Source organism: Pseudomonas sp. GNP012 (genome assembly GCF_054343835.1).
Genome location: NZ_JBTGUU010000001.1, coordinates 1,919,801 through 1,945,243, shown reverse-complemented (window position 1 = coordinate 1,945,243; position 25,443 = coordinate 1,919,801). Strand labels below are relative to the sequence as shown.

23 protein-coding genes are annotated in these 25,443 nt (G+C 60.9%); 15 read left to right on the top strand and 8 right to left on the bottom strand.

The window, feature by feature from the left end; genetic code table 11:
* Window positions 1-67 precede the first annotated feature (67 nt).
* On the bottom strand, window positions 68-1,090 hold the full coding sequence (gene sohB / locus ACXX83_RS08745) for a protease SohB (protein ID WP_126045583.1): 1,023 nt from the start codon (window positions 1,088-1,090) through the stop codon (window positions 68-70).
* 201 nt (window positions 1,091-1,291) lie between these two features.
* On the opposite strand from sohB, the gene ACXX83_RS08740 reads away from it, so the two are divergent.
* From ACXX83_RS08740 to ACXX83_RS08720, 5 genes are all read left to right on the top strand, one after another.
* A complete protein-coding gene (locus tag ACXX83_RS08740; protein ID WP_217838200.1) occupies window positions 1,292-2,002 on the top strand; it encodes a histidine phosphatase family protein in 711 nt (236 codons plus the stop codon).
* Between the two features lie 64 nt (window positions 2,003-2,066).
* On the top strand, window positions 2,067-2,381 hold the full coding sequence (locus ACXX83_RS08735; protein ID WP_015094878.1) for an SCP2 sterol-binding domain-containing protein: 315 nt from the start codon (window positions 2,067-2,069) through the stop codon (window positions 2,379-2,381).
* A 159-nt stretch (window positions 2,382-2,540) separates the two neighbouring features.
* On the top strand, window positions 2,541-3,404 hold the full coding sequence (locus tag ACXX83_RS08730) for a LysR family transcriptional regulator (protein ID WP_217838199.1): 864 nt from the start codon (window positions 2,541-2,543) through the stop codon (window positions 3,402-3,404).
* A gap of 106 nt (window positions 3,405-3,510) precedes the next feature.
* Window positions 3,511-4,656: a sterol desaturase/SRPBCC family protein gene (locus ACXX83_RS08725; protein ID WP_458548135.1), complete on the top strand. Its 1,146-nt coding sequence runs from the start codon at window positions 3,511-3,513 to the stop codon at window positions 4,654-4,656.
* Window positions 4,653-5,732, top strand: coding sequence for an SMP-30/gluconolactonase/LRE family protein (locus tag ACXX83_RS08720; protein ID WP_458548134.1), 1,080 nt, complete (start codon window positions 4,653-4,655; stop codon window positions 5,730-5,732). Before ACXX83_RS08725 ends, ACXX83_RS08720 begins: the two co-directional genes overlap by 4 nt.
* Before the next feature lie 275 nt (window positions 5,733-6,007).
* Here ACXX83_RS08720 and ACXX83_RS08715 read toward each other — a convergent pair whose 3' ends face one another.
* A complete protein-coding gene (locus ACXX83_RS08715) occupies window positions 6,008-6,241 on the bottom strand; it encodes a DUF465 domain-containing protein (protein WP_015094874.1) in 234 nt (77 codons plus the stop codon).
* On the opposite strand from ACXX83_RS08715, the gene ACXX83_RS08710 reads away from it, so the two are divergent.
* Together ACXX83_RS08710 and ACXX83_RS08705 are read left to right on the top strand one after the other, a co-directional pair.
* Entirely contained in the window at window positions 6,240-6,416 is a 177-nt protein-coding gene (locus ACXX83_RS08710) for a hypothetical protein (RefSeq protein WP_217838196.1), read from the top strand. The genes ACXX83_RS08715 and ACXX83_RS08710 overlap by 2 nt on opposite strands.
* Before the next feature lie 43 nt (window positions 6,417-6,459).
* The gene (locus ACXX83_RS08705) at window positions 6,460-6,981 is read left to right on the top strand and encodes a DUF4142 domain-containing protein (protein WP_458548133.1); all 522 of its coding nucleotides are present in this window, start codon (window positions 6,460-6,462) and stop codon (window positions 6,979-6,981) included.
* Between the two features lie 149 nt (window positions 6,982-7,130).
* Here ACXX83_RS08705 and ACXX83_RS08700 read toward each other — a convergent pair whose 3' ends face one another.
* Complete coding sequence (locus tag ACXX83_RS08700) at window positions 7,131-9,242, bottom strand: hybrid sensor histidine kinase/response regulator (protein WP_458548132.1); 2,112 nt, start codon at window positions 9,240-9,242, stop codon at window positions 7,131-7,133.
* Window positions 9,243-9,381: 139 nt separating this feature from the next.
* Entirely contained in the window at window positions 9,382-10,071 is a 690-nt protein-coding gene (locus ACXX83_RS08695) for a GntR family transcriptional regulator (protein WP_007973313.1), read from the bottom strand.
* 141 nt (window positions 10,072-10,212) lie between these two features.
* Between ACXX83_RS08695 and ACXX83_RS08690 the strand changes: the two genes are divergently transcribed.
* The 7 genes from ACXX83_RS08690 (at window position 10,213) to ACXX83_RS08660 (ending at window position 17,589) form a co-directional block, all read left to right on the top strand.
* Complete coding sequence (locus ACXX83_RS08690) at window positions 10,213-11,298, top strand: ABC transporter ATP-binding protein (RefSeq protein ID WP_015094871.1); 1,086 nt, start codon at window positions 10,213-10,215, stop codon at window positions 11,296-11,298.
* 1 nt (window position 11,299) lies between these two features.
* Complete coding sequence (locus ACXX83_RS08685; protein ID WP_015094870.1) at window positions 11,300-12,217, top strand: ABC transporter permease; 918 nt, start codon at window positions 11,300-11,302, stop codon at window positions 12,215-12,217.
* The gene (locus tag ACXX83_RS08680) at window positions 12,214-13,002 is read left to right on the top strand and encodes an ABC transporter permease (protein ID WP_007995935.1); all 789 of its coding nucleotides are present in this window, start codon (window positions 12,214-12,216) and stop codon (window positions 13,000-13,002) included. Before ACXX83_RS08685 ends, ACXX83_RS08680 begins: the two co-directional genes overlap by 4 nt.
* Window positions 13,003-13,018: 16 nt before the next feature.
* A complete protein-coding gene (locus ACXX83_RS08675) occupies window positions 13,019-14,101 on the top strand; it encodes an extracellular solute-binding protein (protein ID WP_458548131.1) in 1,083 nt (360 codons plus the stop codon).
* A gap of 132 nt (window positions 14,102-14,233) precedes the next feature.
* Entirely contained in the window at window positions 14,234-15,430 is a 1,197-nt protein-coding gene (locus ACXX83_RS08670; RefSeq protein WP_458548130.1) for an amidohydrolase family protein, read from the top strand.
* Window positions 15,427-16,914 carry an amidohydrolase family protein gene (locus ACXX83_RS08665; protein ID WP_458548129.1) on the top strand — a complete coding sequence of 496 codons (1,488 nt, stop codon included), beginning with the start codon at window positions 15,427-15,429 and terminating at the stop codon, window positions 16,912-16,914. Before ACXX83_RS08670 ends, ACXX83_RS08665 begins: the two co-directional genes overlap by 4 nt.
* 12 nt (window positions 16,915-16,926) lie before the next feature.
* Window positions 16,927-17,589 carry a flavin reductase family protein gene (locus ACXX83_RS08660; protein ID WP_007973324.1) on the top strand — a complete coding sequence of 221 codons (663 nt, stop codon included), beginning with the start codon at window positions 16,927-16,929 and terminating at the stop codon, window positions 17,587-17,589.
* Between the two features lie 120 nt (window positions 17,590-17,709).
* Here ACXX83_RS08660 and ACXX83_RS08655 read toward each other — a convergent pair whose 3' ends face one another.
* From ACXX83_RS08655 to lexA, 4 genes are read right to left on the bottom strand one after another with little or no spacing between them, the layout of a single operon-like run.
* The gene (locus tag ACXX83_RS08655; RefSeq protein WP_458548128.1) at window positions 17,710-20,808 is read right to left on the bottom strand and encodes an error-prone DNA polymerase; all 3,099 of its coding nucleotides are present in this window, start codon (window positions 20,806-20,808) and stop codon (window positions 17,710-17,712) included.
* A complete protein-coding gene (locus tag ACXX83_RS08650) occupies window positions 20,784-22,199 on the bottom strand; it encodes a Y-family DNA polymerase (RefSeq protein ID WP_458548127.1) in 1,416 nt (471 codons plus the stop codon). The genes ACXX83_RS08655 and ACXX83_RS08650 overlap by 25 nt, the downstream gene beginning before the upstream one ends.
* A gap of 7 nt (window positions 22,200-22,206) precedes the next feature.
* Window positions 22,207-22,824, bottom strand: coding sequence for a translesion DNA synthesis-associated protein ImuA (gene imuA / locus ACXX83_RS08645; RefSeq protein ID WP_007973327.1), 618 nt, complete (start codon window positions 22,822-22,824; stop codon window positions 22,207-22,209).
* Window positions 22,824-23,441 (bottom strand): transcriptional repressor LexA, encoded by a 618-nt coding sequence (gene lexA / locus ACXX83_RS08640; RefSeq protein WP_217838186.1) that lies wholly within the window; start codon window positions 23,439-23,441, stop codon window positions 22,824-22,826. The genes imuA and lexA overlap by 1 nt, the downstream gene beginning before the upstream one ends.
* Before the next feature lie 1,259 nt (window positions 23,442-24,700).
* Between lexA and ACXX83_RS08635 the strand changes: the two genes are divergently transcribed.
* Window positions 24,701-25,420, top strand: coding sequence for an AAA family ATPase (locus tag ACXX83_RS08635; RefSeq protein ID WP_458548126.1), 720 nt, complete (start codon window positions 24,701-24,703; stop codon window positions 25,418-25,420).
* The last annotated feature ends 23 nt before the right edge of the window (window positions 25,421-25,443 follow it).

Here is a 25,443-nt window from a genome sequence, read left to right as displayed (position 1 = left end):
CTGAAAACACCCCAAAAAAAACCGGGGCAAATACCCCGGCTGGATGTTTGGCAAATTTCCTGGCCCGTTACCAGAAACGTTGCTGGGTCAAACGGCTCCACCAACTCAACAGCACGCGGTCGACCGAGCCGCTGGCAGCCATGCCGATGCGCTCCGGCAGGCTTTTGCGTTCGGCGTAATGCAAGTGATAGAGCTCGGACTTGCTGGCGCGCTCAGCGAGGTATTCATCGCTGGTCTTGAGTTCGTCGACCAGGTGCTTGTCCAGCGCCGCGACGCCGAGCCAGATTTCGCCGGTGGCCACTTCATCGATCGCCAGTTGCGGACGGTAGCGCGACACGAAGTTCTTGAACAGTTGATGGGTGATGTCCAGGTCTTGCTGGAACTTCTCCCGGCCCTTCTCGGTGTTTTCTCCAAACACGGTCAGGGTGCGTTTGTATTCACCGGCGGTCAGCACTTCGAAGTCGATGTCGTGCTTTTTCAGCAGGCGATTGACGTTGGGCAACTGCGCCACCACACCAATCGAGCCGAGGATCGCGAACGGTGCGCTGATGATTTTCTGGCCGATGCACGCCATCATGTAGCCACCACTGGCCGCGACCTTGTCGATGCACACGGTCAGGGGCACGCCGGCTTCGCGGATACGCGCCAGTTGCGAGGAAGCCAGGCCGTAGCTGTGAACCATGCCGCCGCCGCTTTCCAGGCGCAGGACCACTTCGTCCTTGGGCGTGGCAAGGGTCAGCAAGGCCGTGATTTCGTGGCGCAGGCTTTCGGTGGCCGAAGCCTTGATATCGCCGTTGAAATCGAGCACGAACACCCGGGGTTTGACCTCGGGTTTTTTCTTCTGCTTCTTGTCGGTCTTGGCCTGGGTCTTGCGCAGGGCCTTGAGCTGGTCCTTGTCGAGCAAGGTTTGCTCCAGGCGTTCGCGCAGCTCTTTGTAGAAATCATTGAGCTTGCTGACCTGCAACTGGCCGGACGACTTGCGCCGCCCCTTGCTGCGCAGGGCCGCAAAACTGGCCAGGACCACCAGAATGGCGATCACCAGGGTCACGGTCTTGGCCAGGAAAATGGCGTACTCGGAAAAAAACTCCACGGGGACTCCTCAAACGATGCGCGGCTTGAACGCGCGCGGGATACCTCCAGCATACCCATGCGCCGACCTTGCGACCAGCCGTGAAACCTCTGGCAACGGGCCTGTAACAAGCATTTCAAACAAGCGTATGTTTTTTCATTGACAGCTCACCGCCATCCTCATAACCTCGCCAAACCTTCAACGTACCGGGATGACGCGGACGTGGGCAGTATCTATTTGATTCGACATGGCCAGGCCTCCTTCGGTGCAGACGACTACGACGTCCTGTCGCCGACCGGCATTCGTCAGGCTGAAATCCTTGGCCGGCACCTGGCCGAACTCGGGATCAGCTTCGACCGCTGCCTGGCAGGGGATCTGCGCCGCCAGCAGCACACGGCCAACAGCGCGCTGGAGCAATTCGCCGCGGTGGGCCTGCCGGTGCCGCTGCTGGAAACCGACTCCGCCTTCAACGAATTCGACGCCGACGCGGTGATCCGCGCGCTGTTGCCGGCCATGTTGCCGGACGAACCCGAAGCGCTGAACATCTTGCGCAACGCCGCGCAAAACCGTGGTGAGTTCCAACGCATCTTCGCCCTGATCATCGAGCGCTGGCTCACCGGTACCTACGACACACCGGGCCTGGAAAGCTGGCTGGGGTTTGTCGAGCGGGTGCGGGGCGGCTTGCATCGCATCCTCGACCAGGCCGACAACACCCAGAAAATCGCCGTGTTCACTTCCGGCGGCACCATCACCGCCCTGCTCCACCTGATTACGCAAATGCCTGCCCGGCAGGCCTTTGAATTGAACTGGCAAATCGTCAACACCTCGCTCAACCAGCTTAAGTTTCGTGGTCGCGAGGTGTCGCTGGCTTCCTTCAACAGTCATGCGCACCTGCAACTGTTGAAGGCCCCGGAGCTCATCACGTTTCGCTGAGTCCGGACTATTGTGACCCTGGCAGTAATCACCCTGCTCTTATTACCCAAGAAAGGATCGAACCATGACCTCCGTAGCAGACGCCGTACAAGCAATGAAAGCCAAGTTCAACCCAGCCGCTGCTGCCGGCCTGGACCTGGTCTTCGGTTTCCGCATCGACGACACCAAGAACTTCTCGCTGATTGTCAAAGACCAGACTTGCGAGCTGCAGGAAGGCGAGAACCCGGACGCCCAGGTGACTCTGGTGATGGACGGCGAAACCCTGGAAGGCATCGTCGACGGTTCGACTGACGGCATGCAAGCGTTCATGGGCGGCAAACTGCGCGCAGAAGGCGACATGATGCTGGCCATGAAACTGTCCGAACTGTTCCCGTCGTAAGCACCTGACTCCCGGCCTTCGGGAGCGTGCCTGCTGCAAACGAATCCCGCCCCTAGTGGCGGGATTCGTCGTTTTTGTCTGCCCTGTGGCGAGGGGTATGAGTGGTGCCTGTGAGGTTTGTGCTCTTACAATGCCTCAATCTCCCACACCGGCCACCCCATGGACATCGACCTCGCCCGCACCTTCCTCGAAATCGTCCGCCATGGCAGCCTGGCTGCCGCCGCGCAAAAGCTCCATGTCACCCAGACCGCGATCACCGCACGGGTGCAGAAGCTCGAGAGCCAACTGGGCAGTACCCTGTTCGTGCGCAATCGTGCCGGTGCTCGCCTGACGCCCAACGGTGAAGCGTTCGTGGTGTACGCCAACCAACTGGTGCAAACCTGGGACGCCGCGCGGCGTGATCTGCCCTTGCCCGAGGGTTATCGCGATGTGCTGCACATCGGTGGCGAGGTGAGCCTGTGTAACCCGCTGATGCTCGGTTGGGCCGGCGAAATCCGCAAGCACATCCCCAGCCACGCCCTGCGCATGGAAATCCATGAGGGCGAAAACCTCCTGCGCCAACTGGAGTTGGGCGTTCTGGATGCTGCGCTGGTGTATCAGCCCGAGTATTGGCCGCGTTTGCAGGTCGAGCAGGTACTCGAAGAAAAACTGATTCTCGTGCGCCTGGCCGACAGGCCCGATCCTTATGTGTACATCGATTGGGGCGCCGAATTCCGGCGCCAGCACGATGCCGCCCTGCCGGAAAAAGCCAAGGCGGCGCTGAGTTTCAATCTTGGCCCGTTGGGCTTGCAGTACCTTCTCGAAAACGGCGGTAGTGGTTACTTCCGTACCCGTGTCGTGCAGAGTTATCTCGATAGCGGTGCCCTGGAACGGGTGCCCAAGGCTCCGGAATTCAGCTACCCGACCTATCTGGTCTACTCCCGCGATCGTGACTCGCCGACGCTGCAACGCGCCTTCGACCTGCTGCGCGAGGTGATCGATTCCGACGAAGACTGGTCGCAACGCTGGGACCCGCTGACCTGAAACCGGTTTGCACCGGATCATGGCCGTTGTGTCCTCAAGGTTCGCCCCGCCAGAACAGCGCAATCGACTAATCTGCAGGAGATAACAACAACGACAGGTGATTGCAGTGAGGCAGACCACCGAAGGATTCCGCAGCCGCTACCGCGCCGCCATTCATCCGCTCTACAACCCTTGGCTGCACGGCGCTTTTGTCCTGTTGTTCGGTGCGCTGGCGATCAGCGTTTTCTGGAGCAACGTGCATCAGGTACAGCCGGCCCAATGGATTGCAGTGCCGGTCACGCTGCTAGTGTTCAACCTCGGCGTGTACATGGTGCATCGCCACCTGGGGCATCATAAAAAGGGATTCGCCCGGCTGTTTTATGCCCGTCACGCCGGCGACCACCACAGCTTTTTCACCCCAGGCCACATGACCTACGACAGCGCCCGCGACTGGCGGGTGATCCTGTTTCCGGCATGGCTGATCGTACTGCACACATTTGCCGTGGCCCTGCCCCTCTGGTGGCTGCTCAAGCACATCGATACCAACGTCGCCGGACTGGTCGGCGGTGTTCTTGTCCTCGGCTACCTGGCTTATGAAGTGTTCCATGCCTGCGAGCATCTGCCACCGCACAATCCGCTCACACGGCTGCCGTGGATCCGCCAGATGCGCCGGCTGCACGAACTGCACCACCGCCGCGAACTGATGCAGGAGCGCAATTTCAACATCGTTTTCCCGCTGATGGACTACCTGTTCGGCACCCTCTATTGGGAGCCGGAACCTGTGCCGCTCAACCCGACGAGAACGCCCATGACCCGCATGCAGCATCAGATTGTCATTGCCGGACACCCGATCGATGTACTGGCCTACGCCAGCACCGTGACCCTTTGGCCGCAATGGCATCCGTCGTCGCTGCACATCGATGGCCCCAAAGGTCCATTGCAGGCCGGCGCACGTTTCGAGGAGGACATCCGCGCCGGCGGTCGTGAAGGACACTTGCGCTGGGAAGTGGCGCAGTACCTGCCCGGCCAGCGCTGGAGCGCGCGTGCCCAGGGTGACCATGGCCTGTCGCTGGTGGTGACCTACGAATGCGAAGCCCTGGGCAAGGACACACGTTTCGTCCGCACCCTGGAGTACCAATTCAGCGGTCTGGCGATGCGGCTTGCCAACCGGTTGTTGCTCAAGCGGCGCATCGATCGGGAATCGGCGGCGTCGATGCAAGCATTGCGCGAGATGGCGCAGAAATACCTGGTGGCAACCGGAGTCAACGCGTGAGCAAAATCCTCAAATGCCTGCTGCTGGTCATTGTCGTCATCTGCGCCTTCCTCCTGCTGATGCCGACCAAGGTGCGACCGGTGGCCTGGACGCCACAACCCGCGCCGTCCCTCTCCAGCGGCATTTACGCCGACAATCAGCGCCTCAAAGGCATGGAACGCGTCGGTGCCGCCGACATCGACGGGCCGGAAGCCCTGCTGCTGGAAAACGACACGCTCATCACCGGCCTGCACGACGGGCGACTGATCCGCACCAGCCTGGATGGCAAGACCACCAAAGTCCTGGCCGACACCGGTGGCCGGCCACTGGGCCTGGCCCGGCATCCCAATGGCTTGCTGGTGATCGCCGATGCCGTCAAGGGTTTGTTGTCCCTCGACGCCCAGGGTCGCCTGGTGGCCTTGACCACAGAGGCCGGCGGCGTTCCCTTCGGTTTTACCGACGATGTGGTCATCGACAAACCCGGTCACTACGCTTACTTCAGCGATGCTTCGAGCCGCTTCGGCTATGGCCACGACGGTGAGGCCGTGCTCGAACACGGTGGTGACGGTCGATTGCTGCGCTACGACTTCCAGACCGGCAAAACGTCGGTTGTGCTGGACAAGCTGGAGTTTGCCAACGGTGTGGCCCTGGGACCGGACGACGCCTACGTGCTGGTCAATGAAACCGGCGCCTACCGCATCAGCCGCTTTTGGCTCAGCGGCCCCAAGGCCGGCACCCAGGACCTGTTCATCGACAACCTGCCGGGCCTGCCGGACAACCTGTCGTTCAATGGTCACGACCGGTTCTGGGTGGCATTGTACGCCCCCCGAAACGCCCTGCTCGATGGCACGGCGGCGCATCCCTTCGTGCGCAAGATGATCGTGCGAGCCATGACCGTCCTGCCCAAACCCGTGGAAAAGCGCGGGTTCGCCCTGGGCCTGGACCTTGAAGGCAAGGTCATCGCCAACCTGCAGGACGGCAGCAGCGACAACTACTCACCGATCACCACAGTGCGCGAGTATGGGGACTGGTTGTATTTCGGTTCACTGAAGGCACAGAACATGGCGCGGTTGCCTTTGAGCAAGGCGTTGCAATGATCGGTGCACCTGCCTGAGTTCACCGTAGACCCCCTGTGGGAGCGGGCTTGCTCGCGAAGGCGTCAGCACATTCAACATCGACATTGACTGGCAGGCCCCATTCGCGAGCAAGCCCGCTCCCACAGGGGACAGCATTCAGTTCACCGGGATATTCGGGCCGGGTCATGAGGCACCTCGTTGAGAGCTGTAATATCGGTCTCTGAGCATTCGAGGTGCCGGTTCTGGTGGCCCTTCCAACTTTCCAGTCACCGATCGTCGGTGGCAGGCACGCTGGATCAGGACCGCAACTGGAGTTGTTTGACGATCTTGTCCTTGACCTCCAAGCGCTTCGCCTTGAGCTTCGTCACCGCGTCATCGCTGGATTTGGCTTCCTCCGCTTTCACCACTTCGGCATCAGCCTGGGAATACTTGTTGATCAGTGAATCCAGTAACGGATCCTTGGTGCGTTTCTGCTGGATTTCTTCCTTTGTGCAACTCAGATCCTGAAAAAGGTCATGGGGCACCGGCATGGAACACCTCCGTTTGTTAATCGGTAGCAAACGCCGACTGATTGCGTTCACCAACTATCAGAATGGCCTCGGTTGGCCCGTTCTGTCGACCATCTGTCAGACCAGCGGTGCCCGTTCGTCGTCCTGTCGCAAATGCGATAAAACCTTTGTCTGCGCCGCCGCCTCCACCGGTTAACGATCACTCGATCACCTTTGAAAACCTGTGTGGAGAATCACCGATGGACAGACTCAACGTACGTCACCTGGCCCTGGTTATCGCAATGAGCAGCTGCATGGGCAGTGCCCTGGCTGCTACTTCCAATGACTTTGTCGACAAAGCGGCCGCCGGCGGCATCGCCGAAGTCGAGGTCAGCCGGCTGGCCCTGGAAAAAAGTGCATCAGCCGACGTCAAGAAATTCGCCAACATGATGATTACCGATCATTCCAAGGCCAACGATGAACTGGCCGCCCTGGCGAAAAAATTCGACATCGAAGTGCCGGACAGCACGACGCTGACCAAACAAGCCAAGGAAAAAATCCTCGACATGCGCGACGAATCCTTCGACGCGGCCTATGCCGACAACCAGGTCAAGGCCCATGAAGAAACCATCGACCTGTTCAAGAAGGAAGCCAATACGGTGACGGACGACCAGGTCAAAGGCGCCACCGAGCTCAAGGGCTTTGTGCAAAAAATGCTGCCGGCGCTGGAAAAACACCTGGAAATGGCGAAAAAACTCCAGGCCGCCCATCCGAGCAAGTAACTGCGTCATCCATGCACCCTTGTGGGGGCGGGCTTGCTCCGGGAAGCGATCCGATCAAGGCGCCAGGTCAGCAAGCATCTCTATTGGATGTACCGGCCTCCTCGCGAGCAAGTCGGATCGCCGCACCGCCGCCCCCACAGGGAATTGTGTCAGCCGCCAAGAACTGTCCGCACCATTTGCGTCAACGCGTCAGGACTGTAGGGTTTGCTGAGCAAATGGGTATCCGGACTAAGCTGATGATTGCGCGAGATGATGTCGCGGGTATGCCCCGAAGTGAACAGCACCGCCACCGGCGGCTCTTGCACCTTCGCCCAGGCCGCCAGGTCCGAACTCTTGATCAGGCCGGGCATGACCACGTCGGTGAATATCAGGTCCACCGTCACCCCTTCCAGCAACATTTGCATGGCAGCGTCTGCGTTGGTGGCCGTGAGGACTTGATAGCCCTCCTCGCACAACAACTCCACCGCCGACACTCTCACGGCCTCATTGTCCTCGACCACCAGGATGCGTTCGTGCCCACCCCGTTGCGGCATATCGGGGCCCGGCGTTTCACTGGGTACCGCGCGCAAGGTGCGCGGAAAGTACAACTGCACCCGGGTCCCCCGCCCCACGTCACTGGCGATTTCGATATGACCGCCACTCTGCTTGACGAAGCCAAACACCATGCTCAAGCCCAATCCGGTGCCCTGTCCGTCGGCCTTGGTGGTGAAGAATGGCTCGAACACCTGGGCCAGCACCTGCGGCGGCATGCCGACACCGGTATCCGTCACGGACACCCGCACATAGTCCCCCGGGGCAATGCCCCTACCGGCGCAAAACTTGCGATCGAGGACGATGTTCTCCGCGCACAGGTCAATCCTGCCCTCGCCTTGAAGGGCGTCACGGGCATTGATCGCCAGATTGAGAATGGCGTTTTCCAGTTGGTTGCGATCAACAAACACATTCCAGGAATCTTCGGGTGCCGTCATGTGAACCTGAAGGGTTTCACCCAGGGCACGCAGCAACAACTCCGCCAGGCCATCGAAAATCTGCCGCAATGTGAAGACCGCAGGCGACAAGGGTTGGCGGCGGGCGAATGCCAGCAATTGCGAGGACAGCTTGGCACCGCGCTCGACAGCGGCAATCGACGCCGAGACCCGGCGCTGCACATTGGCGTTACCTCGCTCATGGCGCGCCAGCAAGTGCAGGTTACCGGCGATCACTTGCAGCAGGTTGTTGAAGTCATGGGCCACACCGCCGGTGAGGCCGCCGATGGCTTCCAGCTTCTGTGACTGGCGCAATTGTTCTTCCGCCGCCAGCCGCGCCTCGACCTCGTCGGCCACCCGATGCTCCAGGTTGCGGGTGAACTTGAGCAGGGACTCTTCGGCGGTCTTGCGTTCGTGGATGTCGATCAGCACGCCGGGGAAACGAAACGCCTCGCCCTGTTCATTGAACTCGCAACAGCCACTGGCGAGTACCCAGAGGTAACTGCCGTCGGGGCGCCGAATCCGGTATTCGACGTTATAGGGCTCGCCCGTCTCCACCGACAATTTGACGCGTTCCCGGACCCAGCTGCGGTCGTCTGGATGGATGCGGCTTTCTGCGATTTCCTGGGACAGGTTTTCCAGGTCTTGCCCGAGGGGATAGGAAAACGTGCGGGCGAAACGCTCATCGCCCGACAGCACATTGGCCTTGATGTCCCAGACAAAAGAGCCGAGCAATGCACCGGCGTTCAGCGCCAGGCGCACCCGTTCATTGTCGGCACGGTAGGCGTTTTCAGCCGCCTGTCGCCGACGTTCGGAGATCACCCGATCCGTGGTTTCCACCACCATGGCCATGACCCCGGCCGGGCGTCCGTCATCGTCGGCTACCGGGCTGTAGTAGAGGTCCATCCAGACATCTTCCGGAACCCCGTCACGCAGCAGCACCAGTTCTTTGTTGCGATAGGACAAGGTGCCGCCCGCCAGGCAGGTGTCGACCACGTGGCGATTGAATTCGGCGACCTCGGGCCAACCCAGTTCCACGGCGGAGCCAAGCAGGTACGGATGACGCCCACCGGCAAACTTGGAATAAGCGTCGTTATAGATCATGTACCCGGACTGGCCCCAGAGCATCACCATCGGCAGCGGCGAGGCGAGCATCAACTGCACCGCGCTGCTCAGGCTCCTGGACCATGAGTCGAGCGGGCCCAGTTCGGTCCGGCTCCAGTCGAACGCACGAATGCGCCCGGCCATTTCGCCGCTCCACCCGGCACACCCGTGGCTATCCGCTAGAAACTGCATCGGCTGGCTCTATCCCGGTAAATGGCACCCGTTTGTTTCGAGCATGCTGCACGCGATTCGTTTCATAGAGGTATAGCTGATTCTGGCGGGCTACCGGAGATCCCCACACTTTGGTCCTCAGTAACCGAGAGACCGTGCACTACACCTCAATCAAATGCTTGAGCGGGTTGTAACTGCTTTTCAGGGTCGCCGCGACATCGAGAATGGCCTTCTCGATGCCATTCAAATGCATGCAGGTCAGCTCGATGGCCGCGCTCTGGTTGCCCGCTTCGATGTACTCGATCAACCGCAGGTGTTCATCGTCGCGACAGGCTTCGTGGCTGTCGTCATCCAGTGCGGCGGCATACAGCGAGGCCCGGGAAATCAGCTTCTGGAACCAGTCGAGCAATACCGGATTGTTCAGGCTGCGGGCCAGTTTGATATGGAACTCGCCGAGCAGGTGAATCAGCCGTTCGTGATCACCGCTTTGATGTGCTTCATCTTCCAGCAGCAGGTGATCGCGCAGATCCTGGGTCACCGCCGTATCACGGCGACGGCACAGTTCACTGACGATACCGATCTCGACCAGACGCCGGGTTTCGAACAGCGAGCGGATCTCCTCGTCACTGGGCAATGACACCGATGCACCTTTATTGGGCTCGGTGGTGACCAAGCCATCGGCCTCCAACTGCTTGAGCGCAGCTCGCACAGACGTGCGGCTGACGTTGAACAGTTCGGCCAGCGAAGCTTCGCCCAGCTTCATCCCCGGACGCAACGAACGCTTGCTGATCGCCTCGTAAACCCCTTGGTAGACGCGGTCGACCGTGGTTTCCAGTTTCTTTTCCGTCATTCATCAACTCCTTGCGCCCTGTGCAAACAACCCTGGCGAATGGTCAGCCTTTTGAAAAAGGGGCTTGCACGAGCAGATTAATCCGGGTATTTCTAAATTGCATCCAGATTTTGCATACAATAATTAGAGGAATGCACCATTATGGGTCATCCAGTTGCAATTGAAGTGCGAAACGTCTCCAAGCGATATTCCGACGACCCTGGGCTGGCGCCAGCCCTCGACAATGTTTCTGTCGACATCGCCGACAACGAATTCTTCACCCTGCTCGGCCCCTCGGGCTGTGGCAAGACCACCCTGCTGCGCACCATTGCCGGCTTCGAGCACGTCAGCGACGGTGAGATCCGCCTCGCAGGCGAGCCGGTCAACGATTTGCCGCCGTTCAAGCGTCGGGTCAACACGGTGTTCCAGAGTTACGCGCTGTTTCCGCACATGAGTGTTGCGCAGAATATCGCCTTCGGCCTCGAGATGCAGGGCCTTGATCGCAAACTGATCCCGCAGCGGGTCGAGGAAATGCTCGCGCTGGTGCAAATGCAGCACCTGGCCAAACGCAAACCGGCCGAACTGTCCGGCGGCCAACAGCAACGGGTGGCTCTGGCCCGGGCCCTGGCGCCGAAACCGAAAGTGCTGTTGCTCGATGAGCCGCTGTCGGCGCTGGACCTCAAGCTGCGCAAGGAAATGCAGGTCGAGCTCAAGCGCGTGCAAAAAGAGGCCGGGATCACCTTCATTTTCGTCACCCACGATCAGGAAGAAGCGCTGACCCTGTCCGATCGCATTGCCGTGATGTCCGCCGGCAAGATCCTGCAAATCGGCACGCCCAACGAAATCTACGAGCGCCCGCAGCACCAGTTCGTCGCGCAATTCATCGGCGACATCAACTTCCTCCCCGGGCACCTCAAGCGCGGCCAGCAGAACGAAAAGCTCTTCGTGCCCAACGGCATGCCCGTGGAAATCCCCTGCCCGGCCCAGGGTTTTGACGGCAGCAAGGTGCAACTGGCGTTCCGCCCCGAGCGCTCGCAACTGGTCGAACCGTCGCAGCCCCATCACCTGCGCGGCGTGATCGAGGCCGTGCTGTACGTCGGCACGGCCACGCTCTATCAGTGCCGATTGAACAACGACATCAAGGTCATGCTGCGCGAGAACAACGAAGGCCTGAACCACGGGCGGGTGGTGGGTGATCGCGTCGCGGTCAACCTGCCGCCCCACGCCTGCCTGTTGATGGAGGCCTGAGATGAGCGTCAGCAGCACTTCCCCGGCCCTCAACCGCGCGCTGTTGCTCAGCCCGGTCGTCCTGACCCTGCTGGCCCTGATCGCCATTCCGCTGGGCATCATGGGCTACATCAGCCTGTTGCCGCGCAACGTCTATGGCGGCGTCGACTGGCAGGCCGACTGGCAATTGCAAAGTTATGTGCAGCTGTTCTTCCAGGAAGGTTTCGACGGCGAACTGGAACTGAACTGGGTCTACGCCCAAGCGTTGTTGCGCTCGGTGTTCCAGGCCGGCGGCACCACGGTCCTGTGCTTCCTGTTCGGCTTCCCGGTGGCGTTGTGGATGTCGAGCCTGACACCGCGCCGGCGCAACCTGATGGTGTTGCTGATCACCATCCCGTTCTGGACCAACCTGCTGATCCGCAACTATGCCTGGCTGATCATCCTGCGCGAACACGGCTGGGTCGCCCAGAGCCTCAACGCGCTGTTCCCCCAGGCCGGCGGCATCACCCTGCTCTACAACGACTTCGCGGTCAGCGTCGGCCTGGTCTACAGCTTCCTGCCGTTCATGATCCTGCCGATCTACTCGACCCTGGAGAAACTCGACTGGCGTCTGGTGGAAGCCGCCTATGACCTGGGCGCCAATCGCTGGCATGCGTTGCGGCGGATCATCCTGCCGCTGTCGATGCCGGGGGTGATTGCCGGTGCCTTGCTGGTGTTCGTGCCGAGCCTGGGTGCTTTCATTACCCCGGCGATCCTCGGTGGCGGCAAGACGCTGATGATCGGCAACCTGATCCAGCAGCAGTTCGGCACTGCGCGCAACTGGCCGCTGGGCAGTTCGCTGTCGTTCCTGCTGCTGGGGATCATGTTGCTGTCCCTGGTGCTCTACGCCCTCTATAGCCGCAATGCCGCCAAGACCCAACGCCCAGGAGCCCAAGCATGATTGCCCTGCACCTGAAGAAACTGCCGCTGACCCGTGAAGTCAGCCTGTTGATGCTGGCCTATCTGTACCTGCCGATCTTCGTGCTGATTGCCTACAGCTTCAACGCCAACCGCTCGGCGACGGTGTGGACCGAGTTCTCGTTTGCCTGGTACGGACGCATCCTGGCCAATCCGTCGATCCAGACCGCGGCGTTGAACTCGATCATCGTCGCCAGCATCGCCACGGTCTGCGCCACGGCGATTGCCCTGCTCGCGGCGCTGGCGACGTACCGGCCGTTCTACGGACAGAAAATGGTCGAAGGCGGGATCAACCTGCCGCTGATCCTGCCGGAGATCGTCACGGCCGTGGCCACCCTGCTGCTGTTCATGGCACTGGGAATCAAGCTCGGCCTGCTGACGGTAATCGTCGCCCATATCGGCTTTTGCATCCCCTTTGCCTACCTGCCGATCCGCGCGCGGCTCAATGACCTGGACAAGAGCCTGCTGGAAGCGGCGAACGACCTGTACGCCAACCCCTGGCAGGTGTTTCGCCGGGTGACCTTGCCGCTGCTGTGGCCGGCGGTGCTGTCCGGTTCGGTGCTGGCGTTCGTGGTCAGCCTCGACGATTTCATCATGACCTTCTTCGTCGCAGGCCCCGGTTCGACCACCTTGCCGGTGTACATCTTCTCGGCGATCAAGGCCGGCGTGACGCCGGAGATCAATGCGATTTCGACCCTGATGCTGGTGATATCCATCGTGCTGGTGGTGCTGGCCTTCTGGCTGGGACAGCGCGGCAAACAACAATGAGCCTGGAGACTTCTTTATGAGCAAGAAAGTGAAAAGCCCCCGTTTTGCTGCTGCCGGTTTCGCCATTGCCGGTCTGGCCTTGAGTTGCTTCACCGCGTTCGCTGCGTCCAGCGCCCAGGCCGCAGAGCCCAAGGAGCTGTTCTTCTACAACTGGACCGATTACTACCCGGTCGACCTGCTGGCCAAGTTCGAAAAGGAGACCGGCATCAAGGTCACCATGGACGGCTACGACAGCAACGAAACACTGCTGGCCAAATTGCAGGCCGGCGGCGCGGCGTACGACGTAATCGTGCCCTCGCAATCGATCATGCGCACTTTGATCAACCAGGACCTGCTGCTGGAAATCGACGCCTCGGCCCTGCCCAACTTCCAGTACGTCAAACCGGCATTCCGCGACCCGAGCTTCGACCCGGGACGCAAGTTCTCGGCACCGTACCTGTGGGGCACCACCGGGTTCTCCTATGACAGCGCCCGGGTGCCCGGCGGCAAGCTCGACGACTCGTGGAAAGAGTTCTTCGAGCCGCGCAAGGAACTGCAAGGCCAGCTCGCCGCCCTCGACACCTCCAGCAGCGTGATCAATGCCGCCAGCCACTACCTGAATGTCGACGAGTGCAGCGAAAACCCGCAGGACGCCAAGCGCATCCTCGAACTGCTGCAAAAACAGAAACCCTTCCTGAAGATGTACAGCTCGGACAACACCGTCGACCGCATGGCCTCCGGCGAAGTGATCATGATGCAGAACTGGAACGGCTCCACTGCCCGCGCCACCCTGCAGAAGAGCACCATCAAGTACGTGTATCCGAAGGAAGGCCTGGCCATGTTCCAGGACAACTTCGCCGTACCCAAGAGCGCGCCACACCCCGGCAACGCGAAGATTTTCATCGACTGGATGATGAAACCGGAAAACGCCGCCGCCGTGTCCAACGCCATCGCCTACGCCAACGGCATCCAGAGCGACAAGCTGATCGACGCCAAATGGCGGGTGATGGATGCCATCAACATGCCCGACGAATTCGCCTCGCGCCTGCGTCCTGAAAAGGAATGCAGCAACAAGGCGCGTGAACTGCAGGACCGGATCTGGGCCAAGCTCAAGGGCTGATCCGAAACCGAGTCGCGGCCTTCGCGAGCAAGCCCGCTCCCACAAGTGATCTCCAATGTTCACACGGACAATGTGGGAGCGGGCTTGCTCGCGAAGAAGCCGGCCCTGACAACATACAACTTGAGGTTTGCAATGAATCAACCCCGCTGGCTGCGCAATGTGCGCCCCTACGGCACCCCCGCCGAAGACCTGCTGATCGAAAACGGCCGGTTCACCCAACGCCGTCCGGCCTCGATCGAAACTCTGTCCGCCACCGACATCGACGGCCAGAACCAGTTGCTCACTCCCGCCCTGGTGGAAAGCCACGTACACCTGGACAAAACCCTCTGGGGCCAGCCCTGGCGCCCCAACAGCGCCGGTCCGACCCTCAAGGACTACATCGCCAACGAACGGCGCATCCTGCGCGAAGTCACCACCCCCATCGCCCAACGGGCCGGGGCCCTGCTGGAAAACTGCATCGCCCGCGGCTCACTGACCATGCGTTGCCACGTCGACATCGACCCGGAATTCGGCCTGCGGCATGTCGAGGCCATGCAGCAACTGCGCGAACAATACCGCGACCTGATCGACCTGCAACTGGTGGTGTTCCCACAAACCGGCCTGATCAGCCGCCCCGGCACTGCCGAACTGATGCGCGAAGCCATGGCCCTGGGCGTGGAGAACGTCGGTGGCCTGGACCCGTGCGGCGTCGACAACGACCCGATTGCCCAACTGGATTTCGTCTTCAAGCTGGCCAGCGAATTTGACCGTGGCGTCGACATTCACCTGCACGACAAGGGTGAGCTGGGTCTGTGGCAGATCGCGCTCATCGCCGACTACACCGAGCGCTTCGGCCGCCAAGGCCGGGTGATGATCAGCCACGCCTACTGCCTCGGCATGCTGCCATGGAGCCAGGTCAAACCGGTGGCCGAGCGCCTGGCGACACTGGGTATTTCGCTGATGAGTTCGGCCCCGGCCGATTGCGCGGTGCCGCCGTTCCTGGCCCTGCGCGAAGCCGGCGTGAATCTGTGCCTGGGCTCGGACGGCATTCGTGATGCCTGGTCGCCCATGGGCAACGGCGACATGCTGGAGCGGGCGATGCTGCTGGCGTTCCGTTTCGATTTGAACAAGGACGAAGAACTGGCGGCGGCGTTCGAGGCGGCGACCGTCAACGGCGCGCAGGCGCTGGGTTGCGCAGCCAATCGCCTGGAGATCGGCCAGCCGGCGGACTTCCTGCTGATGCCGGTACAAACGTTGGGTGAAGCGGTGGTTTCGCGACCGCCGCGTCAAGTCTATCGTGCGGGTCGCTTGATCGCTGCGGGCGGTCGTTTGCTGGAAAGCCGCCTGTGAAGCGCATCGGCTTGCGGGCCAGTTGCGTGGTCGGCTTCGACGGCACGCAGCATGTACTGTGGCGCGACGGCGAAGTGGTGTTCGAAGGCTCGCGCATCGAGTTTGTCGGACGCGGTTATCCGGGTCCGGTGGATCAGTGGATCGACTACGGCAACGCGCTGATCGGCCCCGGCTTCATCGACCTGGATGCCCTTGGCGATCTCGACTCCACGGTACTGACCCTGGACAACGGCGACGAGCGCGACATGGGCCGGATGTGGTCGGCGCAGTATCTGGCGCGCGGATCGCGGGAAAGTTACAGCCCCGAAGAAGAAGTCTTCAAATACCGCTATGCCATTACGCAACTGATCCGCAACGGCATCACCACGGCCATGCCGATCACCTCGATGTATTACCGCGAGTGGGCCGAGACCTACAACGAGTTTGCGGCGGTCGCCGGCGTGGCGACCGAGTTGGGACTGCGCACTTACCTGGGCCCTTGCTACATGAGCGGCATGAGTTACTGGCGCACCGATGGCACCCTGGCGCACCACTGGGACGAAACCCGGGGCCTGGCCGGCCTTGATGCCGCCGAACGGTTTTTCCGGGATTTCGACGGCACGAACAACGGCCTGATTCGTGGTGCACTGTTGCCCGACCGCATCCAGACCTGCACCCCGGCGCTGCTGCAACGCACCGCCGCACTGAGCCGGGAACTGAACGCTCCGATGCGCCTGCACTGCTGCCAGGGCCTCGGTGAAGTGGCGATGGTCGAGCAACTGCGCGGCACCTCGCCGCTGGGTTGGTTGCAGCAACTCGGGCTGCTGACCCCGCGCAGCCTGCTGCCCCACGGCATCTACACCCAGGGTGATGACGACCTGCAACGTGTGGTGGATGGCGGCGCGAGCCTGGTGCATTGCCCGGTGGTGTTTGCCCGGGACGGCGAGGCCTTGAATTCGTTTGGCCGCTATCGGGCCAAGGGCGTCAACTTCGCCCTCGGTACCGACACCTGGCCGGCGGACTTGCTGGACAACATGCGTCAGGGTCTGAACATCGCCCGACTGATGGAGGGCGGCAACTCACTGACCAGCACGCTGGATATGTACAACGCCGCGACCCTCGGCGGCGCCAGGGCTCTGGGCCGCGACGATCTCGGTCGACTGGCACCGGGGTGCAAGGCCGACATCAGCGTGTTCAACCTGCGCGGGATGCACCTGGGGCCTTTGTTCGACCCGCTGAAAAATCTTCTACTGGCCGGTCGCGGCGACGACTGCATCGCCAGCTACATCGATGGCCGCTGCGTGATGCAGGACGGCCAGGTCGAGGGCGTCGACTACCCCGCCCTGCAACGCCAGGCCCAACGCCAATTCGAAAAACTGATGCGCAGCCACAGTGACCGGGCCTTCGGCCAACCGGACTGGAAAAGCCTGTTCCAGCCGGCCATCCCGTTCGCCGACGACTACAGCGCACAGTCGCCACTGAGCGCGATCGAGCCTCTCCTTTAGGGAATTCTGCCTATGCAAAGCTTTGACTTCAGCACACTGAGTCCACGGGACAAATACAAGATTCTGATCGGCAGCGTCGTGCCACGACCGATTGCCCTGGTCACCACCGTCGACGGCGAAGGCCGGATCAACGCGGCGCCGTTCAGCTTTTTCAATGCGCTGTCGGCCGATCCGCCCATCCTCGCCCTGGGCGTGGAAAACTACGGCGACCAAAGCCCCAAGGACACCACCCGCAATATCCAGCTCAATCAGGAATTCACCGTGAACATCGTCAGCGACGCCCTGGTGGAGGCCATGAACGTCTGTGCCGTGCCCTTCGCCCCCGGCTTCGACGAACTGACCGCCGCCGGCCTCACCGCCATCCCCGGCACCACGGTCAAATGCCCGCGCATCGGCGAAGCCCCGGTGGCGCTGGAGTGCCGGCGGATGATGGCGCTGTCCATCGGCCAATCCCGGGAGATCATCTTTGGTGAAGTGCTGATGGCGCATGTGCGTGACGAACTGATCGACCCGAAAACCCTGTACATCGATCAGTTGGGGCTTGATGCGATCGGCCGCATGGGTGGGCATGGCTATGCGCGCACGCGGGATTACTTCGATTTGCCGACTCGCTCGTTACAGGCGTGGACGGATGCCCCGGGCGGTGGCGAGCGGTTTTGGCCACTGGCCAAGTAAGCCGCTGCTGCACAAAACCTGTGGGAGCGGGCTTGCCCGCGAAGGCGTCGGCACATTCAATATTAACGTGTCTGACACTCCGCTTTCGCGGGCAAGCCCGCTCCCACAGGAACTGCGGTATTAATGGAAATCCCGGCTACGCACAGTGATGCCATCGAGCAACGCACTCAGGTCACTCAAGCGCCCGGCTATCAGATGCCGGACCTCGCCCTCCTTCTCCCAGCGCCCGTCGACCTTGAGCAACTGCGAGCCGACCAGCACCTGGCGCTGGCGCTCGGCCAGGTCGCGCCACACCACCACGTTGACGTTGCCGAATTCGTCCTCGAGGGTGACGAAAGTCACGCCGCTGGCGGTGGCCGGTCGTTGTCGGCCAGTGACCAGCCCGGCGACGCTGACCGGCCGACCGTGCTCGACGTCCAGCAGCTCTTTCGAACTGCGGCAGCGCCGCGCCTTCAACTCACCACGCAACAGGGCCAGCGGATGCGGCCCGAGAGTGGTGCCGACACTGGCGTAATCGGCTTGCAGGTCCTCGCCCACGGTGGGTTTGGGTAGCGCCACCGCGTCCTCCTCCTGGCTCGGCAGGCCGGCAAACAAACCCAGCTGCTTTTGTACTCCGGCCACTTCCCAGCGTGCCCGGTGGCGGTCGCCGGCCAGGCCACGCAACGCTCCGGCATCGGCCAGTTGCTCCTGGGCGCGGGCATCGAGCCGTGCCCGCTCGCCGAGGTCGGCGATGTCGGTGAACGCGCCTTGCGAACGGGCCGCTTCGATGCGTCGGGCATCGTCCTCACGAAAGCCCTTGATCATGCGTAGCCCCAAGCGAAGCGCCGGTTGCGTACCGCTGATCGGTTCCAGGCTGCAATCCCAGTCACTGGCGCGCACGTCCACCGGGCGAACCTGCAAATGATGACGCCGAACATCCTGCAGAATCTGGTCCGGGCTGTAGAACCCCATCGGCCAGCTGTTGATCAGCGCACAGGCAAAGGCCGCCGGCTCGTGGCATTTCAACCAGCAACTGGCGTAAGTCAGCAAGGCAAAGCTGGCGGCGTGGGACTCGGGAAAACCGTAGCTGCCAAAGCCCTTGATCTGCTCGAAGATCTGCGCGGCGAACTCGGCGGTGTAGCCGTTTTTCCTCATGCCGGCGGCCAGCCGCTCCTTGTGCGGTTCGAGTCCGCCATGGCGTTTCCAGGCGGCCATGGAGCGGCGTAGCTGATCAGCCTCGCCGGGGCTGTAGTCGGCGGCGACAATGGCGATCTGCATCACCTGCTCCTGAAACAGCGGCACGCCAAGGGTGCGCTTGAGCACCACTTCCAGTTCCGGCGACGGATACGCCTCCGGCTCTTCCTTGTTCCGTCGCCGCAGGTACGGGTGCACCATGCCGCCCTGGATCGGCCCTGGCCGAACGATGGCGACCTCGATCACCAGATCGTAAAACGTCTTGGGCCTGAGCCTCGGCAACATCGACATCTGCGCCCGGGACTCGATCTGGAACACGCCGATGGTGTCGGCCCGACCGATCATTTCGTAGGTGGCCGCATCCTCGGGCGGGATGGTCGCCAGGCTCAGGTCCAGCCCCCGGTGCCGGCGCAGCAGATCGAAACATTGGCGAATCGCGCTGAGCATGCCCAGCGCCAGGATATCGACCTTGAGCAGGCCCACTGCGTCGAGGTCATCCTTGTCCCACTGGATGATGGTGCGCTCGGCCATGGCGGCGTTTTCCACCGGCACCAGACTGTCCAGCGGCTGCTCGGAAATCACGAAACCGCCGGGGTGCTGGGACAAATGCCGGGGGAAGCCGATCAACTGCCCCGTCAGGCTCAGTACCCGGTGCAGCACCGGGCTCTGCGGGTCAAAGCCACCTTCACGCAGGCGTTCGACGGGGGGCGTTTCATCGCTCCAGTGACCGCAGCAATCGGCCAGGGCGTTGATCTGGTCCGGCGGCAAGCCCAATGCCTTGGCCACATCCCGTACCGCACCGGCGGCGTGGTAAGTGCTGACCACCGCCGTCAGCGCGGCGCGGGCCCGGCCATAACGCTGGAACACGTACTGCAAGACTTCTTCGCGGCGTTCATGTTCGAAATCGACGTCGATGTCCGGCGGTTCGTTACGTTCCCTGGACAGAAAGCGCTCGAACAGCAACGTGGTGCGATCCGGATCGATTTCGGTAATCCCCAGGGCGAAGCACACTGCCGAGTTGGCGGCAGAACCACGACCCTGACAAAGAATCTGTTGCTGGCGGGCAAAGCGGACGATGTCGTGGACCGTCAGGAAATAACTTTCATAGCCCAGTTCGGCGATCAGTTGCAGCTCTTTATCGATCTGCACCAACACTTCGTTTTTCGGCCCTTTTGGCCAGCGCCACTCGATGCCTTCCTCGGTCAAATGACGCAGCCATGAGGTGGCCGAGTGCCCTTGCGGCACCAGTTCGCGGGGGTATTGATAACGCAACTGGCCGAGGTCGAAGGTGCAGCGCCGGGCAATGACCAGCGTTTGCGCCAGCAAGTCCGGCGGGTAAAGCGCCTGCAGCACATCGAGACTGCGCAGATGGCGCTCGCCGTTGGGATGCAGGCGCAACCCGGCATCGGCCACCGGCAGGTGGTGACGGATCGCGGTCATGGTGTCCTGCAAGGCCCGGCGCCCGCGTGCGTGCATGTGCACATCGCCACTGGCCACGGCTGGAATTCGCAGTTCCCGAGCCAGTATGAGCAAATCGTTCAGGCGTTGCCCATCGTCCTGACCGCGATGCAACTGCACCGCCAGCCACAGGCGTTCGCCGAAGACCTGCTTGAGCCAGTGGCCCTGTGCAAAGGCATCGACAGCGTCCGGCACCCACAACGCCAACAGCCCCGGCAACGGTTCGCCGAAATCTTCGCGCAGCACCTGATACTGGCCTTTGTGCGTGCGGCGCCGGGCGCGGGTGATCAATCGGCACAGCGCCTGATAGCCCTCGAGGCTCTCCACCAGCAGCACCAGTTTCGGACCGTTCTCGATGCGTATTTCACTGCCGATGATCAGCGGCAACTCCACGGACTTCGCCGCTTGCCAGGCACGAACGATGCCCGCCAGGGTGCATTCGTCGGTGATCGCCAGGGCTTGGTAACCCTGTTTTTTCGCACGCTGGAACAGCTCGAGGGCACTGGAGGCACCGCGCTGGAAGCTGAAGTTCGACAGGCAGTGCAATTCGGCATAGTCGCGGCTCATGCGAACCAGCCCTGCAACCACAACGGGCCGTCCTCGCCGACCGCCCGGTAGGCCCAGCCCTGTTGGCCGGCACGGGTTTCGATCAGGTAATAGTCACGGCGTACGTCGTCACCGTCCCACCAGCCGGACTCGATACGCTCCGGCCCCATGAGGATGCGCGCCGAGCCCTGGTGCACGGCCAGCGGTTCGGTCAGCAGCCAGCCCGGCCGCTTCACGGCGCCCAGCGCTGCGCACGGCTGGCTGTCGGCACTGGCCTGCCACGCGCACTCGGGGCGATGATCGGCTTGGAAGCGCAAGCCATGCACCGCGTCATCCCCCAGCCGTGCGCGCAGGCGTTCGCGCAGTTGCTCCCAGGGCAAGGACTGCTGCGGGCGATCGTCGAACAGCTCCTGATGCTGGGGCACGAAGGTCGGCAAATCCTCGGCACACAGACGAAAACCGCGCACCGGCGCCTCGACCTGGACTTGCTCCAGCCGCCCCCGGGCCAGTTCGAAGAGCATCGCCGGATCACGCTCTGCGCTGAGCAGGCCGACCTTGATCAGCGTGTCCGGCAACCCGGCGTGCTCCAGATGCAGGTCGAAACGCTGTACGCCGCTGTCGCGACCGCACAGGAACGCCGACAGGTCGCCCGTCAACCGGCGCAACGGAAACAGCAGGGCTTGGTGGGACTGCACATCGAAATTGAGCTCGATACGCACATCGAAGCGGTCCGGCGGCAGGTAAAACGCCAGCGCCAGCCGCCGCGTGCCAAGCAACGCATCCAGATGCTTGAGCACCTGGGCCTCGAAACGCCGGGCCAGGCTCTGCCGGGGCAACGCCTGCACCTGGCTCAAGGTGCGCAGGCCCATACGCGACAAGGCCGTGGCAACCTGTGCTTCGAGGCCGATCCGGTCGACGGGCATCTGCCCCAGGTGATGCTGCAAGGCTTGATCATCCGGTACCACCAGGCCGTCATAGGCATTGGCCAGCACCCGCGCCGCCACCGGGTTGGGCGCGGCCACGATGCGGTGCCGAAACCCCAGTTCGCCGAGCTCACGGCGCAAAAGCGCTTCGAATTGCGGCCAGGCGCCGAACAGGCCGAGGCTGGACTCGATCTCGAACACCACGGCCCGGGGGTAATGCACGCTGACCTGGGAACTGAAGCGATAGGCCCAGGCGGCGAGAAACTGCTGCCAGCGCTCGATTTCACTGGCGTCGTATTCAGCCGTGGCAAACCCCTTGCTCAAGGCCTGTGCCGCGCTCATGGACTGGCCGGGACGCAAACCCAGCGCCCGCGCCGCAGTGTTGACGGCCTGCAGCACCCGGCGCTGGGCCGGGCCGGTCAGCAACGCCAGGGGTTCATCAGGATCGGCGCGCTGACGCAATGCCGCGTCCAGCGCCAATTGCGGGAAAACAATGCAGACCCAGCGCATGGCAACCTCAATGCCCCACGGCGAAGGCAATCGGCGCCGAACGGGCCAGGCCGCCGCGGCACTTGAGCACGCGCAGTTGTGCCGGCCGGGCATCGATGGCGATGCGCAGGGCCGCCGGCGAAGGGTTGATCGCTTCACTGAGGGGACGATAGGCGAAGGCCAGGGTCTGGCCGGTTTCCGCCGCCACCTGCAAACGGCGCAAGGCGCGGTCATCGGCCTTGTGCGGCCAGCACAGCACCGCGCCGCAACTGCCCGAACGCAGGCATTGTTCCGCGGCCCACAGCGCATCGCGCTCGCTGGCCCGGATGATCGACAGCTGACGCAGATCGACCCCGGCGCCCTGCCACGCCTGGGGATATGGCACATAAGGCGGCGCCACCAGCACGATGCGTTCGCCCGCCGCAGACAGCCGTGCCAGCGTCGGCCACACCAGTTGCAACTCGCCCACGCCCTGCCCGGCCAGCAGGATTTCCGTCAGCGCCGCCTCCGGCCAGCCGCCGCTGGGCAATGCCGCGTCCAGCGCGGCGTGCCCGGTGGGCTGCGGGCTGGCGGCCGGCGGCGCAGGCCGGCCCCTCCAGACCTGGCCGCCATTGAACAGCGTATCCAGCGCAACGACGGCACCCATCAGCCTTGCCTCACCAGGCCACAGAACACACCTTCGATGGCCAGGTCCTGATCGGCGTTCACAATGATCGGCTGGTAGGCCGGGTTGCGCGGCAGCAGGCGAACCACCTCACCGACCCGCTCAAAGCGCTTGATGGTGACCTCACCGTCGAGACGCGCCACGACGATCTGGCCGTTGAGCGCCTCGGGGTTGCGGTGCACGCCTACCAGATCGCCGTCGAGAATGCCGTCCTCGATCATCGAATCACCGCGCACCCGCAACATGTAGTCCGGCACCCGCGAGAAGATCGACGGATCGAGCAGCAAGCGGCTATGGATTTGCGCATCGACCCCGATCGGCGCACCGGCCGCCACCCGACCAAGCACCGGGATGTCCAGCAACTCGGGACGCGGCGGCTGCCCGAGCAGGCGAATGCCCCGGGCCTGATGCGGGTTGACCTCGATAAACCCGGCTTCGGTCAGCGCCAGCACATGCTTGCGCGCCACGCTGCGGGAGGCGAAACCGAACGCCTCGCTGATTTCAGCGAGGCTCGGAGGCTGACCGTGCTCGGCGATGCGATCGCGGATGAAAGTCAGGATGGCGGTACGGCGGGGAGTCAGAGTCGTCATGGAGTACATTTGTACTCTTTTGGCTTTTTCCTGGCAAGGACTTGCAGGAGCTGTCGAGTGAAACGAGGCTGCGATCTCTTGGGACCAGAGCAAAAAGATCGCAGCCTGCGGCAGCTCCTGCAGGAGGCAGGTTCAGCCAGTGAGTCCACGGATAAAACCTGCCGCTCGTCGCCTTTCTAAAAAAATCAGCATTTGAAGAAAATAAAAATCCATAAAAAAGTACAAAACGCGCACTGACTCCGACAGAAATATCTTACTCAACATAGCAAGATCATTTCTCTGTGCCGAAAACTAAAACACCGTTTCAAAAAGGAATTCCACGAATCCACATTTGAACCCACTTCCACTAAAAGCAAACCGAACCATTAAGCGTCCTAATCACATGTAGGAAACATCTTAAAAAACCATAAGAACCCCCCTACCACATCACTTGCACCCAACGCCAAAATCAACTAATCAATGCCAGACAGCAAACCACAAACGAAAGCGAACTGAAAAACAACAACCCCAGGGCGATACCATTCAATGACTAAAAACATTTTACCCAGAGTATTCTCCCTAACCTCCATATTCATCAAAGAACAACTAAAAGAACCCATCGCCTTTTTCTGGATCATGATATCCCCTTGTGCAATGTTCTATTTTTTCGCAACAACCAGGCAAGACCCCAACTATTTCTCCAGCAATTACATTACGATTTCAGCATGGTTTTATGCCTACATATCTTCAGGTGTCGCATTATTCGGATTCGCCTTTTACATAATTGGAAGAAGGGAAAGCGGATTCACCCGATCATTTATTTACTCCAGGGAATCAAAACTGATTTTTCTCTTATCGCACTTCATTGCCTATTCGCTAATATCAATAGCTTATTGCGCAACCTTTTACTTAACGACCAAGCTTCCATTTGGAAACTATGCCTTCGATGAACTACTGAATCTCGCACTACGCTTTTACATCTGCTTTATCATGTTTTGCACTTTTGGGGCTGCCTTCTCATTGCTACCGATCAATTTTCAGAACTCGAACACTTTGCTTTCAATTTTTTCGTTCTGCATGTTGATCCTCGGAGTAATGAGTGCCAGCAGATCAAAACCCATCACCGACGCTTTGAACCTCGCAAACCCGCTGACACTTGCAAGCCAGATAATGGAACAAGGTCTTGAATCCAACAAACTCATCACAGCCGCAATAGTTCTTTTGTTTATTTTTGTACTGTACAAAACGTTCAAACACCTAAGAATCAATCTCGTATGGAGCCGGTACTGATGAAAAAATTCACGGCGCAGAACATTGACTTCTCCTATACCGATACGCCGCTCTTGACCCGGGCATCTCTTGAGGTTGCTCAAGGTGACATTGTCGGCATTCTGGGGCCCAACGGTTCTGGAAAAACAACTTTTTTCGATATCGTCTGCGACCTTAAAAAAGTAAAATCCGGCTTCATAAAAAACGACTTCATTCGCTTTTTATACCTTTCCCAAATCATCTCCACGCCCCCATCGCTGCGCATGCGTGACATCTTTAAGATGGTATCTGCGCTGTCATCAAACGAGCCCATGACGCAAGATAAAACCCTGAAAAAACTAAGTACCTGGAGCCCAGCGATAGTTGACCGATACCAAGACATATGGAACAAAAAATCATCGCTGTGCAGCTACGGAGAGACACGCTGGTTCTTTACTCTTTCTCTTCTTTCAATATCTGCAGACTTTGTGATTCTCGACGAACCTACTGCCGGCGTAGATCCAGAATTTCGTCACTATATCTGGCAATGTCTTCACGGCGCTGCCAGGGAGGGCACCGCCATTCTGGTTTCCTCGCACAATGTTGATGAAGTCATTAACCATTGTGATTATTTTTATATGATTAGCCAGCAACGTTTCAATCGCTTTAACAACGGCAGTGAGTTCATGCAAAAATATGGAGTAAAGACTGTGGACGATGCGTTTATCCGGGCCGTTACTGAACCTGTATTCGCCACATAAACCACTGGAAGCGCACGGGGGAG